General features: G+C 61.5%; 15 protein-coding genes. 5 read left to right on the top strand and 10 right to left on the bottom strand.

Translation table 11 applies throughout. The features are described from left to right. Positions 1–97: 97 nt before the first annotated feature. Together AB8A23_RS29595 and AB8A23_RS29590 are read left to right on the top strand one after the other, a co-directional pair. Complete coding sequence (locus tag AB8A23_RS29595; protein WP_439057440.1) at positions 98–1,480, top strand: leucyl aminopeptidase family protein; 1,383 nt, start codon at positions 98–100, stop codon at positions 1,478–1,480. Beyond that, entirely contained in the window at positions 1,473–2,324 is an 852-nt protein-coding gene (locus AB8A23_RS29590) for a C40 family peptidase (RefSeq protein ID WP_439057439.1), read from the top strand. Before AB8A23_RS29595 ends, AB8A23_RS29590 begins: the two co-directional genes overlap by 8 nt. Here AB8A23_RS29590 and AB8A23_RS29585 read toward each other — a convergent pair. The 7 genes from AB8A23_RS29585 to AB8A23_RS29555 form a co-directional block, all read right to left on the bottom strand. After that, positions 2,308–2,964 carry an NUDIX domain-containing protein gene (locus AB8A23_RS29585; protein ID WP_439057438.1) on the bottom strand — a complete coding sequence of 219 codons (657 nt, stop codon included), beginning with the start codon at positions 2,962–2,964 and terminating at the stop codon, positions 2,308–2,310. The genes AB8A23_RS29590 and AB8A23_RS29585 overlap by 17 nt on opposite strands. A gap of 6 nt (positions 2,965–2,970) precedes the next feature. Next, a complete protein-coding gene (locus AB8A23_RS29580) occupies positions 2,971–4,608 on the bottom strand; it encodes an ABC transporter ATP-binding protein (protein WP_439057437.1) in 1,638 nt (545 codons plus the stop codon). A 9-nt stretch (positions 4,609–4,617) separates the two neighbouring features. Next, the gene (locus AB8A23_RS29575) at positions 4,618–5,796 is read right to left on the bottom strand and encodes an ABC transporter permease (RefSeq protein ID WP_175365655.1); all 1,179 of its coding nucleotides are present in this window, start codon (positions 5,794–5,796) and stop codon (positions 4,618–4,620) included. Continuing rightward, complete coding sequence (locus tag AB8A23_RS29570) at positions 5,796–6,902, bottom strand: microcin C ABC transporter permease YejB (protein ID WP_068736211.1); 1,107 nt, start codon at positions 6,900–6,902, stop codon at positions 5,796–5,798. The genes AB8A23_RS29575 and AB8A23_RS29570 overlap by 1 nt, the downstream gene beginning before the upstream one ends. Position 6,903: 1 nt before the next feature. Next, positions 6,904–8,760, bottom strand: coding sequence for an extracellular solute-binding protein (locus AB8A23_RS29565; protein ID WP_439057436.1), 1,857 nt, complete (start codon positions 8,758–8,760; stop codon positions 6,904–6,906). 14 nt (positions 8,761–8,774) lie between these two features. Then, on the bottom strand, positions 8,775–10,676 hold the full coding sequence (locus AB8A23_RS29560) for an extracellular solute-binding protein (RefSeq protein ID WP_309947385.1): 1,902 nt from the start codon (positions 10,674–10,676) through the stop codon (positions 8,775–8,777). Between the two features lie 234 nt (positions 10,677–10,910). Then, positions 10,911–11,459: a c-type cytochrome gene (locus AB8A23_RS29555; RefSeq protein WP_068736206.1), complete on the bottom strand. Its 549-nt coding sequence runs from the start codon at positions 11,457–11,459 to the stop codon at positions 10,911–10,913. Between the two features lie 208 nt (positions 11,460–11,667). Between AB8A23_RS29555 and AB8A23_RS29550 the strand changes: the two genes are divergently transcribed. Together AB8A23_RS29550 and AB8A23_RS29545 are read left to right on the top strand one after the other, a co-directional pair. Then, the gene (locus tag AB8A23_RS29550) at positions 11,668–12,408 is read left to right on the top strand and encodes a 3-deoxy-manno-octulosonate cytidylyltransferase (protein ID WP_089261562.1); all 741 of its coding nucleotides are present in this window, start codon (positions 11,668–11,670) and stop codon (positions 12,406–12,408) included. 45 nt (positions 12,409–12,453) lie between these two features. Beyond that, the gene (locus tag AB8A23_RS29545) at positions 12,454–13,302 is read left to right on the top strand and encodes a prephenate dehydratase (protein WP_068736325.1); all 849 of its coding nucleotides are present in this window, start codon (positions 12,454–12,456) and stop codon (positions 13,300–13,302) included. A gap of 9 nt (positions 13,303–13,311) precedes the next feature. On the opposite strand, the gene AB8A23_RS29540 is transcribed toward AB8A23_RS29545, so the two are convergent. The 3 genes from AB8A23_RS29540 to AB8A23_RS29530 all read right to left on the bottom strand — a co-directional run bounded on the left by AB8A23_RS29540 (position 13,312) and on the right by AB8A23_RS29530 (position 15,303). Further along, positions 13,312–13,722, bottom strand: a complete 411-nt coding sequence (locus AB8A23_RS29540; RefSeq protein WP_093759237.1) for a YciI family protein — start codon at positions 13,720–13,722, stop codon at positions 13,312–13,314. Between the two features lie 78 nt (positions 13,723–13,800). Further along, the gene (locus AB8A23_RS29535) at positions 13,801–14,244 is read right to left on the bottom strand and encodes a VOC family protein (RefSeq protein ID WP_175365659.1); all 444 of its coding nucleotides are present in this window, start codon (positions 14,242–14,244) and stop codon (positions 13,801–13,803) included. 27 nt (positions 14,245–14,271) lie between these two features. Continuing rightward, the gene (locus tag AB8A23_RS29530; RefSeq protein WP_439057435.1) at positions 14,272–15,303 is read right to left on the bottom strand and encodes an LLM class flavin-dependent oxidoreductase; all 1,032 of its coding nucleotides are present in this window, start codon (positions 15,301–15,303) and stop codon (positions 14,272–14,274) included. Positions 15,304–15,706: 403 nt separating this feature from the next. Here AB8A23_RS29530 and metF point away from each other — a divergent pair, with 403 nt between their 5' ends. Then, on the top strand, positions 15,707–16,606 hold the full coding sequence (gene metF, locus AB8A23_RS29525; RefSeq protein ID WP_439057434.1) for a methylenetetrahydrofolate reductase [NAD(P)H]: 900 nt from the start codon (positions 15,707–15,709) through the stop codon (positions 16,604–16,606). The last annotated feature ends 4 nt before the right edge of the window (positions 16,607–16,610 follow it).

The raw sequence follows: 16,610 nt of genomic DNA, 5'->3' as shown, positions 1-16,610 counted from the left end.
TTAATCGGTGCAGACCGCGCCATATCCTCCCATACCGTCGCTTGACGCCCTTTGCGCTTCGGGTGTCATTGCCGCTCCCTTTCGCGAGATTCCGCATATGCATTCCGCCTTCGAGACCGCTGCCGCCGCATCCGCCATACCGATCACCTTCGCGACCAAGACGACCTGGCCCGAAATCAGCGCGGCACTCCCCGCGCGGGCGAGAGCTTTCGCCGCGGCCAACGGTTTTGCGGCGAAGCCCGGCGCGTGGCTGGCGCTGCCAGCAGAGGACGGCGCCATTGCCCAGGTGATCTTCGGACTGGAAGACGACAGCGCGACCTTCCGTGACCTGTTCCGCCCCGGACAGTTGCCTGGCCTGCTGCCGCCCGGCACCTACCGTTTCGCCAACGCCCCCCACGACACCCGCCTCGCCGTACTGGCTTTTGCGCTCGGCAGCTATCGTTTCGGCCGCTATCGCAAGAATGATGAGCCCAAGGCGAAGCTGGTGCCGCCGGATGGTATCGATGTCGCCGATATCAGCCGCATGGCCGAGGCTGCAGCACTGGCGCGCGATCTCATCAATACGCCGTCGAACGATATGGGACCGGAAGAACTCGCCGCGGCCGCCAGGGATCTCGCCACGCGTTTTGGCGCAGAGTTCAACTGCATCGTGGGCGACGACCTCGTGCAACAGAATTTTCCGCTGATCCACGCCGTAGGCATGGCCTCGACGCGCGTGCCACGACTGATCGATTTCTCCTGGGGTGATCCGTCGCATCCTAAAGTGACACTGGTCGGCAAGGGTGTCTGCTTCGACACCGGCGGCCTCGATCTCAAGCCATCGAGCGGCATGCTGATCATGAAGAAGGATATGGGCGGTGCGGCCAATGTTCTCGCGCTGGCGCTGATGGTAATGGACGCCAAGCTGAAAGTGCGGTTGCGCGTGCTGATCCCTGCTGTCGAGAACGCCGTGGCCGGCAATGCCTTTCGTCCGCTTGATATCTTCAAGTCGCGCAAGGGGCCGACGGTCGAAATCGGCAACACCGATGCCGAGGGGCGGTTGGTGCTGGCCGATGCACTGGCCTATGCCGACGAGGAGAAGCCGGACCTGCTGGTCGATCTGGGCACGCTGACCGGCGCTGCACGCGTAGCGCTCGGACCCGATCTACCGCCCTACTACACCAATGACGAGACGCTGGCACTGGACATCGCGCGCTGTGCGAAGGAGCAGAACGATCCGCTCTGGCGACTGCCGCTCTGGGCTCCCTACGATGCCTGGCTCGACTCCAAGGTCGCCAATATCAACAACGCGCCCTCCGGCGGTTTTGCGGGCTCGATCACCTGCGCGCTGTTTCTGCAGCGTTTCGTCGAAGCCGCGAAGAGCTGGCTTCACGTGGATATCTATGGCTGGACGCCGTCGGCGAAACCGGCGCGCCCCGAAGGGGGCGAGTGCCAGGCCGCACGCGCAATCTATCAGCTCTTGAGCCAACGCTATGGATAAACGAGATCCCAGGCTCACACCCGCGCGACCAGACGTGGCCGCGCGATATCTTGAAGGTCAAGTCGAGGCCGCGCGCTTCGTCGACGGCGAAGAATTCGAGGTTGCCGATGGCGTCGCCTCCATGCGGCTCCAACCATTCTCCGGCGCAGAAATGAATACGCAGGCCTTGAAGGGCGAGCGCTTCACCATCTACGACCGCAACGACGAAGGCTGGGCCTGGGGCCAACTCAATGGCGACGGCTATGTCGGCTGGCTCTCGGATCTCGCACTCTATCCACCCGGGCCGACGCCAACACACAAAGTGACCGCGCTCCGGACGTTCCTTTTTCCTGGGCCCTCGATCAAGCTGCCGCCGACAGATACGCTGCCGCTGGGCGCGAGCCTGGCCATCGTCAAGATGACCGACGCATTTGCCATGACGAGCGCCGGACATTGCGTGCCAAAGCAGCATATCGCGGAGATCGATGCGTTCGAGACCGACTTCGTTGCCGTGGCCGAGCGCTTCATCGGCACGCCCTATCTCTGGGGCGGCAAGAGCAGCCTCGGTATCGATTGCTCCGGCCTGGTGCAAATCGCACTAATCGCCGCGGGAACCGGATGCCCCCGCGACAGCGACATGCAGGAGAGTGGCCTCGGCCGCGCCTTGTCAAACGCCGAGATGCAACATCTGAAGCGCGGCGATATGATCTTCTGGAGAGGGCACGTCGCCATCGTTCGCGATGCCGACACCATCGTGCATGCCAATGCGCATCACATGGCGACGGCCATTGAAGACACGAAAGGCGCCATTGCGCGGATCAAGGCGGCAGGCAGCGACGTGACCAGCATCAGACGACTGGGCTAGGCACCGCGCGCTCGTAGTAATCCCGCAGTCGGTCACGATGCAGCGCCAGCCATTGCAGGGCGCTAACCATCAAGCCGTTGTAAACTGCGCCGCTATCCAGCGCCGCGATCGCCTCGTCGATGGAGACCACGAAAGGCCGGGTATCCTCCGTCTCTCCGACGAGGCCGCCCCGAACAGGCACCTTGCTGCTGTCGACGAAGCCGAGAAAGAACGTGATATATTCGTCGGTACAGCCTGGCGTCGGCAGCACGCTATAGAGTTCAAACAAACGCTGCGGCGTTACGCCGATCTCTTCCGCGCATTCTCGCGCAGCGGCAGCGAGCGGCGTTTCATCGCCATCGATCCGCCCGGCGACGATCTCGACCATCTCGCCACGCCCCGTGGCTAGATGCGCCGGCAAACGGAACTGGTGGATCAGTACGATCTTGCCGCGCTCCAGATCGATGGGAATTACTGCTGCCACCTTGCTCGCACGCAGCACGTCGCGCTGCTGCCGCAACGTCTCATCGTCCGCGCGAATGATCGCGATATCGTACCGTTCGTAGGTCATGAAGCCGCGTCCGACCACCGTCGGGGCCGAGACAGCGACATCGGCAGCACGGTCCGTAATGGTGGGACGGTGATCGTTGTCTTTCGTCATCGTGTCCTACTGCGCAGCATCCCCGCCCGGTGCCGTTTCGATCCTGAACGCTGCGGCAAACAGCGCGCGGGTGTAGTCGGTCTTCGGATTCTTGAACAGCTCGGCCGCCGGCCCTTCCTCGACCACCTTGCCATGGCGCATCACGATGAGATGGCTGGCCAGTGACGCGACCACGCGCAGGTCATGCGAGATGAACAGATAAGTGAGATCGCGCTTGCGCTGCAGCTCGCGCAGGAGGTCCACCATCTGCGCCTGGAACAGCATGTCGAGCGCACTGGTCGGCTCGTCCAGCACAACGAAGCTCGGCTCAAGCACGGCTGCGCGCGCGATGCTGATGCGTTGGCGCTGGCCGCCGGAGAACTCATGCGGATAGCGGAACCGCGTCTTGGGATCGAGCCCGACATCCTGCAGCGCCTTGACAACACGCGTCTCACGATCCTCCGACGAGAGGGAAGGCTGATGCACGCTGAGCCCCTCGGCGACGATATCGCCGACTGACATACGCGGCGACAGCGCCCCGAACGGATCCTGAAACACGATCTGCATGTCACGCCGGATCGGCCGCATGTCCTTGAACTGCAGGCCCTGGATATCCTTGCTGAGGAACACAATCGGCCCCTGCGAGGAAATTAAGCGCAGTAGCGCAAGACCGAGCGTCGTCTTGCCGGAGCCGGATTCACCGACGACGCCGAGCGTCTCGCCTTGCCGTACCTTCAGGCTGACACCGTCCACGGCCTTCACATGACCCACCGTCTTGCGCAGCAATCCACGCTTGATCGGAAACCAGACCTTGAGATCGTCCGTGGACATCACCACCGGCGCTTCCGGCCGCGGCGGCGCGGGGTCGGGCTTCGGTTCGGCGGCAAGGAGTGCCTTGGTATAGGGATGCTGCGGCGCCGTGAACACCTGCTCCACCGGCCCCTGCTCGACGATCTTGCCGTTGTTCATCACGCACACCGTATCGGCGATACGGCGGACGATGCCAAGATCGTGGGTGATGAAGAGGAGACTCATGCCGAGCCGCTGACGAATGTCAGCCAGCAATGCGAGAATCTGCGCCTGCACCGTGACGTCCAGCGCAGTGGTCGGCTCATCGGCGATCAGGAGATCAGGTTCATTGGCGAGCGCCATCGCAATCATCACGCGCTGGCGCTGACCACCCGACAATTGATGCGGATAGCTAGCGAGGCGTGTTTCCGGGTCGGGAATGCCGACTTGCGTCAGCAATTCCAGCGTTCGTTCGCGCGCCTTGTTGCCGCGGATGCCGTTATGGAGTTGCAGTATCTCGCCGATCTGCGCACCGATCGTGTGCAGCGGGTTCAGCGAGGTCATCGGCTCCTGGAAGATGATGGAGATATCGTTGCCCCGGATGCCGCGGATCTCACGCTCCGACATGCTCAGGAGCTCGTGGCCCTTGAAACGGATATGGCCGGACGGATGTGATGCCGTCGGATAGGGCAACAGTCGCAGGATCGACATGGCGCTGACGGATTTGCCCGAGCCGGACTCGCCCACAAGCGCCACGCACTCGCCCCGTTTGATCTCGAACGACACCCTGTCGACCGCGACCGATGTATTGCCGCCATGGTGGAACGCGACCGAAAGATCGCGCACATCGAGCAGCGGCTGGTTGATGGCATCCATGCTGCGGCCCTACCTGAACGTCTTGCGCGGATCGAAGGCATCGCGCACGCCCTCGCCGATGAAGATCAACAGCGACAGCATGATCGCCACCGCGAAGAAACCGGTGAAGCCGAGCCAGGGCGCCTGCACATTGGCCTTGCCCTGCGACAGCAGTTCGCCAAGCGACGGCGAGCCCGGCGGCAAGCCGAAGCCGAGGAAATCCAGCGCGGTCAGTGTCATCACCGAGGACGAGACGATGAACGGCAGGAACGTCATGGTCGCGACCATCGCGTTCGGCAGCAGATGCCGGATCATGATCTTGGCGTTGGACACGCCAAGCGCCCGCGCCGCCATGATGTATTCGAAGTTACGACCGCGCAGGAATTCAGCGCGCACAAGGCCCACCAGCGACACCCATGAGAACAGCAGCAAGATGCCGAGCAGCACGAAGAAGCCGGGCACCAGAACCGATGACAGGATCAGCAGCAAATAGAGCGACGGGATCGCACTCCAGATTTCGATGAAACGCTGGAACGCCAAATCGACCCAGCCGCCGAAATAACCCTGCACACCGCCTGCGGCGATGCCGATGATTGACGAAACGATGGTGAGCGCGAGGCCGAATAGCACCGAGATGCGGAAGCCATAGATCAGCCGCGCCACGACATCGCGGCCCTGATCGTCGGTGCCGAGCCAGTTATATTCGAGATCGCGGCAGCTCTTGAGGCCCTTCTTTTCAACCACCGGCTTGCACTGTTCCTCGGTGAGCATCCATGTCGGTTTAGACGGTGCCGGCGTCGGCAGATCGAGATTATGCGTATCGTAGGAATAGCGGATCAGCGGCCAGAGGATCGTGCCGTTCTTCTCGGCGATCAGCTTCTGCAGGAACGGGTCGCGATAATCCGCGGCCGTCTCGAAGTCGCCGCCGAAGGTCGTCTCCGAATAGGTGACGAAAGCCGGGAAATACATCTTGCCGTCGAACTTGATGAAGAACGGCCGGTCATTGGCGATCACCTCTGCGAACAGCGAGATGAAGAACAGGGCCATGAAAAGCCAGAACGACCAGTAGCCACGGCGATTGGATTTGAAGTTCTGCCAGCGGCGCTGGTTGAGTGGCGAGATGCCGAGCGGATGCCGCGATGGCGGCACGGCTTCGCCGAACGGCGACTGTGTGGTGCTCTCCACGGGAAGGGGCGCGGTGATGGTCATCAGACTTCTCGCGCCTCAAAGTCGATCCGCGGATCGATCCACATATAGGCCAGATCGGACAGCAGGTTCACCACCAGACCGACCAGCGAGAAGATGAACAACGTGCCGAACACCACGGGATAATCGCGGTTGAGGACGCTCTCGAAGCCGAGCAGGCCGAGGCCATCAAGCGAGAAGATCGTCTCGATCAGCAGAGAACCCGAAAAGAAGGCGTGGATGAATGCGCCCGGGAATCCGGCGATCACGATCAGCATGGCATTGCGGAAGATGTGATTGTAGAGCACCTGCCGCTCATTGCAGCCTTTGGCGCGCGCCGTCATCACATATTGCTTGCGGATTTCATCGAGAAACGAGTTCTTGGTCAGCAGCGTCATGGTGGCGAAGGCGCCGAGCACCATGGAGATCAGCGGCAGCGTCATGTGCCAGAAATAATCGATGATCTTCCAGTACCACGGGAACTGGCTCCAGCCGTCTGACGTCAGGCCGCGTAGCGGGAAGATGCTCCAGAACGATCCACCCGAAAACAGGATGATCAATAGAATCGCGAACAGGAAGCCGGGAATGGCGAAACCGACAATGATGACCGCCGAGGTCCAGGTGTCGAAGCGCGAGCCGTCCTGCACTGCCTTGCGAATGCCGAGCGGAATCGAGATCAGGTAGGTGATCAACATCATCCAGATGCCGAGCGACATCGAGACCGGCAGCTTCTCCTTGATCAGCTGCAGCACCGTCGTGTCACGGAAATAGCTCTTGCCGAAATCGAAGCGCGCGAAATTCCACAACATCAGCGCGAAACGTTCAGGCGCAGGCTTGTCGAAGCCGAACTGCTTTTCCAGGCTCTTGACGAAATCCGGATCGAGCCCCTGCGCGCCGCGATATTTCGAGTTCACCGCATCGCCTGCGGCACCCGGCTGCGCACGGTTACCAAAGTCACCGCCGGACGAGCCGGAGACGCGTGAGGCACCGGTATCGGCGCCGCTGAGTTGCGCGATCACGCGCTCGACAGGACCACCGGGCGCGAACTGCACCACGACAAAGGAGACGAACAGGATTCCCAGCAGTGTGGGAAACATCAGTAGCACGCGCCGTGCGATATATGCGCCCATGCTATTTGGCCTGCTCACTTGAAGGTTTTGCGGACGCCCACCACAGATCGGGGGCACCGACGCCGATATATTTCGGCAGATTGGCGGGATGGCCGAACACATCCCAATAGGCCACGCGATGCGAGGCCGCATACCATTGCGGCACCCAGTAGCGCCCGGCACGGATGACACGATCCAGCGCTCGCGCCGCGAAAACCAGCTTGGGTCGCGTATCGGCGGCGATGACTTCGTTCATCAGGGCATCGACGACAGGATCGGAAATACCGGCGAGATTGTTCGAGCCTTTGGTGGTGGCCGACTGCATCGAGAAGAACGAGCGCAGGGAATCGCCGGGAATCGTGGAAAAGCTGAAACGCTCGATGGCCGCATCGAAGTCGAAATCGTCGCGGCGTGCGCGGAACTGCACGGGATCGACAAGGCGCACACTGGCCTCGATGCCGAGCGTGCCGAGATTCTTGATATAGGGCATGTGATGCGCCTGGAAAGCAGGCTCATCAAGCAGAAACTCGATCTTGAACGGCTCACCCTGCGACGTCATGCGCTTGCCGTCCTTCATCACGCAGCCGGCGTCGTTCAGGAGCTGGATCGCCTTGCGCAGCAGCGCACGGTCCTGACCTGATCCATCCGATGTCGGTGGCAGATAGGGCGCTCCGAAAACCTCGGCCGGCACCTTGTCGCGGAACGGCTCCAGCAATGCGAGCTCTTCCGGCGACGGCGCACCAGTCGCCATCAGGTCAGAGTTCTGGAACGGCGACACCGTGCGCACATAGGCGCCATACATGATGGTTTTGTTGGTCCATTCGAAATCGAATGCGTTACCGAGCGCCTCGCGCACACGCGGATCCTTGAACTTGGCGCGGCGTGTGTTGAGGAACCAGCCCTGCGCACCGGACGGTGTATCGTCGGGCAGCATCTCCTGCTTGACCCGGCCATCCTTCACCGCCGGGAAATCGTAACGCGTGTTCCAGATGCGCGAGGTGAACTCCTCGCGATACAGATAATTGCGACCGGTGAAGCCTTCGAAAGCCACGTCGCGGTCGCGATAGAAATCGAACCGCACCGTATCGAAATTGTAGCTGCCCCGGTTGACCGGAAGGTCTGCGCCCCACCAGTCCTTCACGCGGTCGAATTCGATGTAACGCCCGACCTCGAAGCGCCCGACCTTGTAAGGCCCGCTACCGAGCGGCGTCTCCAGCGACGTCTCATCGAATGCGCGCTTATCGTAATAGGCCTGCGAGAAAATCGGCATGCCTGCAACGAACAACGGCACGTCGCGGCCGCGTTTCTCGGCGAAGGTCACCACCAGCGTCACGTCATCGACAGCCTCGGCCTTCACCATATCACGCATCTGCTGCGTGATGATGGGGTGGCCCTTAGTCTTAAGCGTCGTCAGCGAGAACGCCGCATCGCGCGCGGTGAGCTTGCTGCCATCGTGGAAGCGCGCTTCCGGCCTCAAAGTAAAACTGTAAGTCAGACCATCGGCAGAGATCTGCACGGACTTCGCGACCAGCCCATACATCGCGTCTGGCTCGTCGCCCGCGCGCACCATCAGCGGGGCGAAGGTCATGCCCATGCCCTGCGCGCCGTCGCCTTTCAGAACATAGGCGTTCAGCGAATTGAAGGTCTGGAACGATTGGTTGAATGCACGGCTCGACGGCACCGTCGAGAAGGCGCCGCCCTTCGGCGCCTTGACGTTGACGTAGTCGAAATTCGGAAAATCGGCCGGATATTTCAGATCGCCAAAGGCGGAGATGCCGTGGGCTTCGCTCGGCGCTTGCGCCAAAGCGGGGCTGAAGCGTGACGCCGCGATAGCGCCGATCCCGAGACCCAGCACGTGCCGACGATTGAGCTGCGCCATGCGCGATGTGCTCCTCAAGAGCGCTTGCCGATCTTTGCGGCCTTGTCGGCGTCGTACCACCAGATGGCTGGGAAACCCGACTGCCCGTATTTCGGCGGCTCAGGCGGACGACCGAAGCGATCCCAGCGCGCGGTGCGGACCTTGTTGTAGGTCCATTGCGGCACCACGAAGTTGTTCCACAGCAGCACACGATCCAGCGCCTTGGTCGCAGCGACGAGATCGTTGCGGTCCTTGGTGAAGATCACGCGATCGATCAGCTTGTCGATCGCAGGATTCTTGATGCCCACGATGTTGCGCGAGCCGGCCATATCGGCTGCCTGCGAGCCCCAGAATTCACGCTGCTCGTTACCAGGCGACAGCGACTCCGGCCAGGACGACACGACGATGTCAAAATCCCAGGTCCGCAGCCGGTTCTCATATTGCGTGGCATCGATGGTGCGGACCGACACGCCGATGCCGAGACGTTCCAGCGACGGCTTGAAGAACAGCATCACGCGCTCGAAAGAGGGATCCTCACCGAGCAATTCCAGCTCAAACGGCGCACCGGTCTTGGCATTGACCAGTTTGCGATCACGGACTTCGTAGCCCGCTTCCTTGAACAATTGTAGCGCTTCGCGAAGATTGCCGCGTACATTTTCAGCACTGCCACCGACCGGATTCGTATAGGGCTTGGTGAAAACCTCCGGTGGCACTTCGGCACGCACCGTCTCCAGAATCTCCAGCTCCTTGCCTTCCGGCAGGCCCGACGACGCAAGCTCGGTGCCGTCGAAATAGCTGGAGATGCGCTTGTACTGGCCGAAGAAGATCTGCTTGTTCATCTCCTCGAAGTCGAACGCATAGTTCAGCGCGCGGCGAACACGCGCATCCTTGAACTTGTCGCGGCGAATGTTGAGCGCGAAGCCCTGCATGATGCCCGACGAACGATTGAGGAATTCTTCGAGGATGACGCGCTTCTCGGCCACCGCCGGAAAGTCATAGGCCGTCGCCCAGTTCTTCGCGCTATTTTCGGTGCGCCAATCCACCTGGTCGCCCTTGAAGGCTTCGAGCGCAACGGTGCCGTCGCGGAAATATTCGTAGCGCAGCTCGTCGAAATTATTGCGACCGACATTCACGTTGAGGTCGCGCCCCCAATAGTCTTTCACACGCTCCACCGACACCGAGCGCCCCGGGACGAACTCCTTGATGCGATAGGCGGCGCTGCCGAGCGGCATCTCCAGCGTGGTGCTGCCGATGTCGCGCTTGGTGCCGGAGGCGTTGCTGCCCTCCCACCAGTGCTTGGGCAGCACCGTGAGCTGGCCGACGATCTGCGGCAATTCGCGGTTGCCGGGTGCATCGAAGGTGAACTTGATCTCGCGCTCACCGACCTTCTCGGCCTTCACCACATGGCGGTAATAGGCGGAATATTGCGGGTGATATTTCTTGAAGGACTCCAGCGAGAAGATCACATCCTCCGGGGTCACCGGCTTGCCATCATGCCACTTGGCATTCGGCCGCAGCCGGTAGGACACCCAGGAGTAATCCTCGGGGTGGCTGACGGCTTCGGCGAGCAGACCATATTCGGTCGAGACCTCGTCCAGCGATCCTGTCGTAAGGGACTCGTAGATCAGCCCGACGGCGCCGGCAATGTTGCCCTTCACGCCGGCCACCGCGATGTTGAAGTTGTCGAAGGTGCCGATCGCGATCTGGCGGACGGCGCCGCCCTTAGGCGCTTCCGGATTGACATAGTCGAAGCGCTTGAACTCCGCGGGATACTTGATCTCCCCGAACAGGGACAGCGCGTGGCGCCACTCTGCACCTTTTGCCGGAGACTGGGCACTTGCTGCGTCGATGACGGAGAGGCTGCCGGCACCACCGATGACAGGGGCAAGTGCGGCGAAGGCGCTGGTCTGGAGAAGGCGGCGTCGGGAAATCGTCAATGTGCTGAATCCTGTGAACCGAAGCAGTCTATTAGAACGGTCATATAAGGCGAGGGTTCGACCGATTATGCCGGCTTTTCCGCAGGATACCACCCGTCACGCTGGTTGCATCCTAACGCGTTGCGGCCAAACGTCCCGCTTAAGCTTTGGTAATGCAGATACGAAAACGGCCAGGCTGAGCCTGGCCGTTTAATCGATGATAAATTACCAAGGAACAGCGTTACGACACCGTCCTCATTTCGCTGCAGTGGGCAGCGGCACCGGCTTATCGGCGAGAGTTGCCAGATAGGCGATCACGTCGGCGCGCTCGCTATCCTTTTGAATGCCGGCGAAGCCCATGGCCGTGCCCGGCACGGTGCCCTTCGGATTGGCGATGAACTTGTTCAGCTCCTCGAAGGTCCAGGTGCCGCCCTTGGCCTTCATGCCCGCCGAGAAGTTGAACCCGGCCTTGCCTTCGCCCACCTTCTCATTGACGACGCCGAACAGGTTCGGGCCAACGCGGTTCGGGCCGCCCTTTTCGAAAGTATGGCAGGCGGCGCACTTCTTGGCTGCGGTTGAGCCCTTCTCGACCGAAGCGGTCTGCAGCAGCTTTTCGATCGGTTCGGACGGCGCGGCAGCAGCCTTGGCACCACCGGCAGCCTCTTCCTTCACGGCAATATCAAAGCCGGGCTTTTCCATATGCTTCGGTGAAAACACGGCCTGGGCGGTGAAATTCGTCACCATCAGAACCAGGCAGGTGCCGAGAATGGCGCCCATAATCTTGTTGAGTTCGAAGGAGTCCATAGTCGAAAAGCCCCACGCCGTTTTAGGTCATTGGAAGGCCGCTCCAACGGCCTCGACACACTCAGGAATCACGTTCCTGCGGCCCTCAGGCCTGCCGTTTTGAGATAACGGTTTGCCCATCCTCTGGCAACCCGTATAAACGCCGCGCCCTTTGATGTGCATCATACTTTTCGGGGGGAAGATCACTGGAATCCAAGCCGATTTTGACATGACAGACACACGCACCCTGGTGCTCATTCCCGCCCGCATGGCGGCCACCCGCCTGCCCGGCAAGCCGCTGCTCGATATCGGCGGGCTGCCGATGATCGTGCATGTGGCGCGACGCGCCAAAGAGGCCGGTCTGGGCCGTGTCGCCATCGCCACCGATACGGCCGACATCGCGGACGCCGTTAAAGCCCACGGTTTCGAGGCGGTCATGACCTCCCCGGACCATCCATCAGGGTCCGACCGGATATTTGAGGCCCTGTGCAAACTGGACCCGGCCGGACACGTCCAGACCATCGTCAACGTCCAGGGCGACCTGCCCACTATTCCGCCGGGCGACATTAGCGCCGCGGTCCGCCTGCTCGACGACCCCGCGGTCGACATCGCGACCCTGGCGACCGAGATCCACAAGGATGACGAACATACCAATCCGAGCGTGGTGAAGCTGATCGGCTCGCCAGCCGGGCCTGACCGGCTGCGTGCGCTGTATTTCACCCGCGCCACGGCGCCCTATGGCGACGGGCCCCGCTACCATCACATCGGGCTTTATGCCTATCGGCGCGCCGCGCTCGAAGGCTTCGTCAAACTCGCGCCGTCGACGCTGGAGCTGCGCGAAAAGCTCGAACAGCTCCGCGCACTGGAAGCCGGCATGCGGATCGACGCCGCCATCGTCGATAGCGTCCCGCTCGGCGTCGATACGCCCGCGGATCTCGAAACCGCCCGCCGGCTACTGGCAAAAACCTGAGTGACTGATACAAGGCCCGCCATGACCATTCCCAAAAATCAGATCATGAAGATCGCATTCCAGGGCGAGCCCGGCGCCAATTCCCATATCGCCATCGTTGAGGCGTTTCCGAATGCCGAGCCGCTGCCCTGCGCCACTTTCGAGGATGCGCTGGCCGCGATCACCTCGGGCGAGGCCGATCTCGGCATGATTCCGATCGAGAACTCGATCGCCGGCCGCGTCGCCGACATCCACCATCTACTGCCGCAGTCAGGCCTGCATATCGTCGGTGAGTGGTTTCTGCCCATCCACCACCAGATGATGGCGCTGCCCGGCGCGAAGCTCACCGACATCAAGACGGTGGAAAGCCACGTCCACGCGCTCGGCCAGTGCCGCCGCATCATTCGCAAGCTCGGCATCAAGGCCATCGTCGCCGCCGACACTGCGGGCTCGGCCCGCGCGATTGCCGAACGCGGCGACAAGAGCTGCGCCTCGCTGGCCTCGCGGCTCGCGGCAGATATCTACGGGCTCGAAATTCTCGCCGAGGACGTCGAGGACGAGGATCACAACACCACGCGTTTCGTCATCCTTTCCAAAGACGCCAAATGGGCGCCGCAGGGCTCCGAACCGCTGGTCACCAGTTTTGTTTTCCGCGTCCGCAACCTTCCTGCGGCGCTCTACAAGGCACTCGGCGGCTTCGCCACCAACGGCGTCAACATGACCAAGCTGGAAAGCTACATGGTCGACGGCGAGTTCTTCGCCACGCAGTTCTACGCCGATGTCGACGGTCATCCGGATGACCGCAACCTCGCTTTCGCGCTCGAAGAGCTGAAGTTCTTCTCACGCGAATTCAGGATCGTCGGCGTCTATCCGGCGCATCCTTTCCGCGCGACCTTCGGCGAACCGACCTCGTAACTGGCAAGTTCAGGACGACGCCGGCCGGACGTGATCGGTCAGCGCATGCGTCGCCGCCATGGGCGATCCGGGCAGAAATAGCTGAACCGGACGGATTTCATAGACCGCAGTCGGATTGACGCGGCGCAGATCGCGCGCGGTTGCGACGGCGTCCTCACGGGTCGCACAATCGACGACATAGAAGCCGAGCAACTGCTCCTTGGTCTCGGCAAAGGGGCCATCGATGACCACGCCAGCGCCGGGTCCGCGCAAGGTGAATGCACCCTTAGTGCCGCCCAGCCGCGCAGCCGGCCCCATCCGGCCGTCGGCCGTCAGCTTCTCGTGAAGCTCATGAAGATTGGCCATCACCGCAGTGTCTTCGTCGGCCGTCCAGGACACGACGACGTCTTCGACGTGATAGGCCAGAATTGCATAGAGCATAGGTTTTACCTCGTGTGGTGACGGCGCCGATCCAAGGACGTTTCGGTAGTCCCGATCCCGACATTGCCTCTCGAAACTTTACGACGCCTCGCAAATTGACGCATCCACCGCAACCAACTCGACGATATTGCCGTCCGGATCGGTGACGTAAATGGAGCGCCAGCCGATCCATCGGTGTTCGTAGGTGTTCGGCTTGAAACCCGCCTTCGTCAGGGCATCGAGAGCAGGCTGATAGTCCGATAACGCAATCTCCAGCGCAAGGTGATGCAGAGTGGGTGCCCGCAAATCGGGAGCAGACCATTTCGTGTCGTCACGATTGGACGGCTGATCGGCCCTGAAAAGACCGATAATCCGGTGATGGCCTTCAAAGCCATCTTCCACTTTGAGAAATACAATCCGATCGTCGAAGGCGCGCAGCAGACTGAGACCAAGGACATCTCGATAGAAACTGACCGCGCGCGGCATATCGCTGACACGCAGAACAACTTCGCCAAGGCCACGCGGTGTTACCAGAGGCGCCATCATCCCCTCCCATTGTCGCGGCGCTCGCTAAGCTCGCTGCGCCCAGGCTGCTGCTCTCTGCAATTGAAATACATCCGCCAACAGATCATAGGACCGCTTCCGCGCCTCATGATCATACGTCGCGGTAATGACCATCAACTCATCGGCCTGGCATTCGCTGATGAGCGGCTGCAGCTTTTCCAAGACTGTCGACGGACTGCCGACGAACAGACGTGAACGATTGCGCGCGATCTTCATCTTTTCGCTGTCGCTATAAGGATAGGCCAGCGCCTCTTCGACGCTCGGCAGCGGCGCGTATTCGCCGCGGTCGCGACGGAGGCGATTGAGGTCGGCCGACGAGGCCAGCCGCTCGGCCTCGGCATCCGTCTCCGCGCAAATCACTGCGACAGCGAGAATCGCATGCGGTGCCTGCCGCCAGCTGGAGGACTTGAAGCGCGCGCGGTAATGCACCATCGCGTCGGCGGCGTCGTGGGATGCAAAATGGTGGGCGAAAGCGAAGCCCATGCCGACCTGCGCAGCGAGATCCGAACTGTAGTCGCTGGACCCGAGCAGCCAGAGCGGCGGCAGTGGCACGTCATTCGGCATCGCCACAACGTTGTTATAGGGATGACCTTCCGGGAATTGCCGCGTCTCCCACAGTACCAGCTCGCTCAGTCGCTCAAGGAAATCATCGCCCTCGCGGCCGGCAAGACGGTTGCGCAACGCATAAGCCGTCGCGCCATCGGTCCCCGGTGCGCGGCCGAGGCCGAGATCGATCCGGCCGGGAAACAGCGCCTCCAACATCTTGAAGCGCTCGGCCACCATCAGCGGCGCATGGTTCGGCAGCATCACGCCGCCGGAGCCGACCCGGATGTGCTGCGTCACTGCCGCAATCTGCCCGATCATGATCTCCGGTGCCGGGCTCGCGACCGACGCCAGATTGTGATGCTCGGCCAGCCAGTAGCGGACATAGCCGAGGCGATCGGCATGTTTGGCCAGATCGATGCTGTTGCGGAGCGCGCCCGCGGGCGGCGTGCCTGACGTGACGACCGAGAGGTCGAGAATGGACAATGGGATCATGGCGCCAAGCTAGTGCCTGCGCTGGAGAGGGCAAAGAGCGTTTTGGGCCACTCCCCCAAACGCCGACGGCAGCAAAGACCGCCTCTCGTGGGACGAATTCTGATATAAGAATAATTACACGACATTTGCCCACATACATCGTCATAGATCGAAGCGGCTAGATCGGCTATTTAAGGCCATATTCTGGTAATTTTGCAGGAAACCGGCGCTGCCCACTTATATTACAATGAGGGAAATTACGCGAGATATCTGCTCTTAGTTGGGCCAATTCCCACCCTAAAACCGCTCCAGATGGGCTATTTCAGTCACCGACCGTAGCCTATCTTTGTGCAGTGCAGCCAACGTCCCCCGGGCTTGGCGCCAGAGACAACCGGTACCGCTTCATGCGGTGGAGTTCGACGCGATGACCGAGATCAACCCGGCCACCCCCACCAAGCTTCCCAATATTTCCTTCGAGTTCTTCCCGCCGAAGACCGAGGAGATGGACCGGACCCTGTGGGACACCATTGAGCGCCTGGCGCCGCTGAACCCGTCCTTCGTGTCGGTGACCTATGGCGCCGGTGGGTCGACCCGCGAGCGCACCCACGCCACCATCGTCCGTCTACTCAAGGAGACCGCCCTCACCCCGGCGGCGCATCTGGCCTGCGTTGGCGCGCCGAAAAGCGAAATCGACGATGTCGTGACCCGCTATCACGAGGCCGGCGTTCGCCACATCGTGGCCCTGCGCGGCGATCCGACCACAGGCATCGGCACGGAATATATACCGCACCCCGACGGTTACAAGACCTCCGCCGATCTGGTCGCCAGCATCCGCAACCGCTATCCCGATATCGACGTCACCGTCTCCGCCTATCCAGAGAAGCATCCCGAGAGCGCCGACTTCGATGCTGACATCGATACGCTGAAGGCCAAAGTTGATGCCGGCGCGACCCGCGCCATCACCCAGGTGTTCTTCGATAACGACCTGTATTTCCGCTACCTCGACAAGGTCCGCGCCCGCGGCATCGATATCCCGGTGCTGCCCGGCATCATGCCGATGCATAATTTCAAGCAGGCAAGAGCTTTCGTCACCCGCGCCGGCACCACGGTGCCATCCTGGCTCGCCGCCAAGTTCGACGGCCTCGATAACGATGCCGAGACACGCAAACTGGTAGCTACCACCGTCGCCGCCGGCCAGGTGCAGAAGCTCGCCAAACAGGGCGTCTCCGATTTCCATTTCTACACGATGAACCGCGCCGATCTCGTTTTCGCCATTAGTCACCTGTTGGGCTTCCGGCCGAACGGCGCGCAGAAAGCTGCCTGATCTC

Source organism: Tardiphaga sp. 619_E2_N8_4, from assembly GCF_051810905.1.
GTDB classification, from domain to species: Bacteria; Pseudomonadota; Alphaproteobacteria; order Rhizobiales; family Xanthobacteraceae; genus Tardiphaga; species Tardiphaga robiniae.
This window is presented reverse-complemented; position numbering and strand designations above follow the sequence as displayed.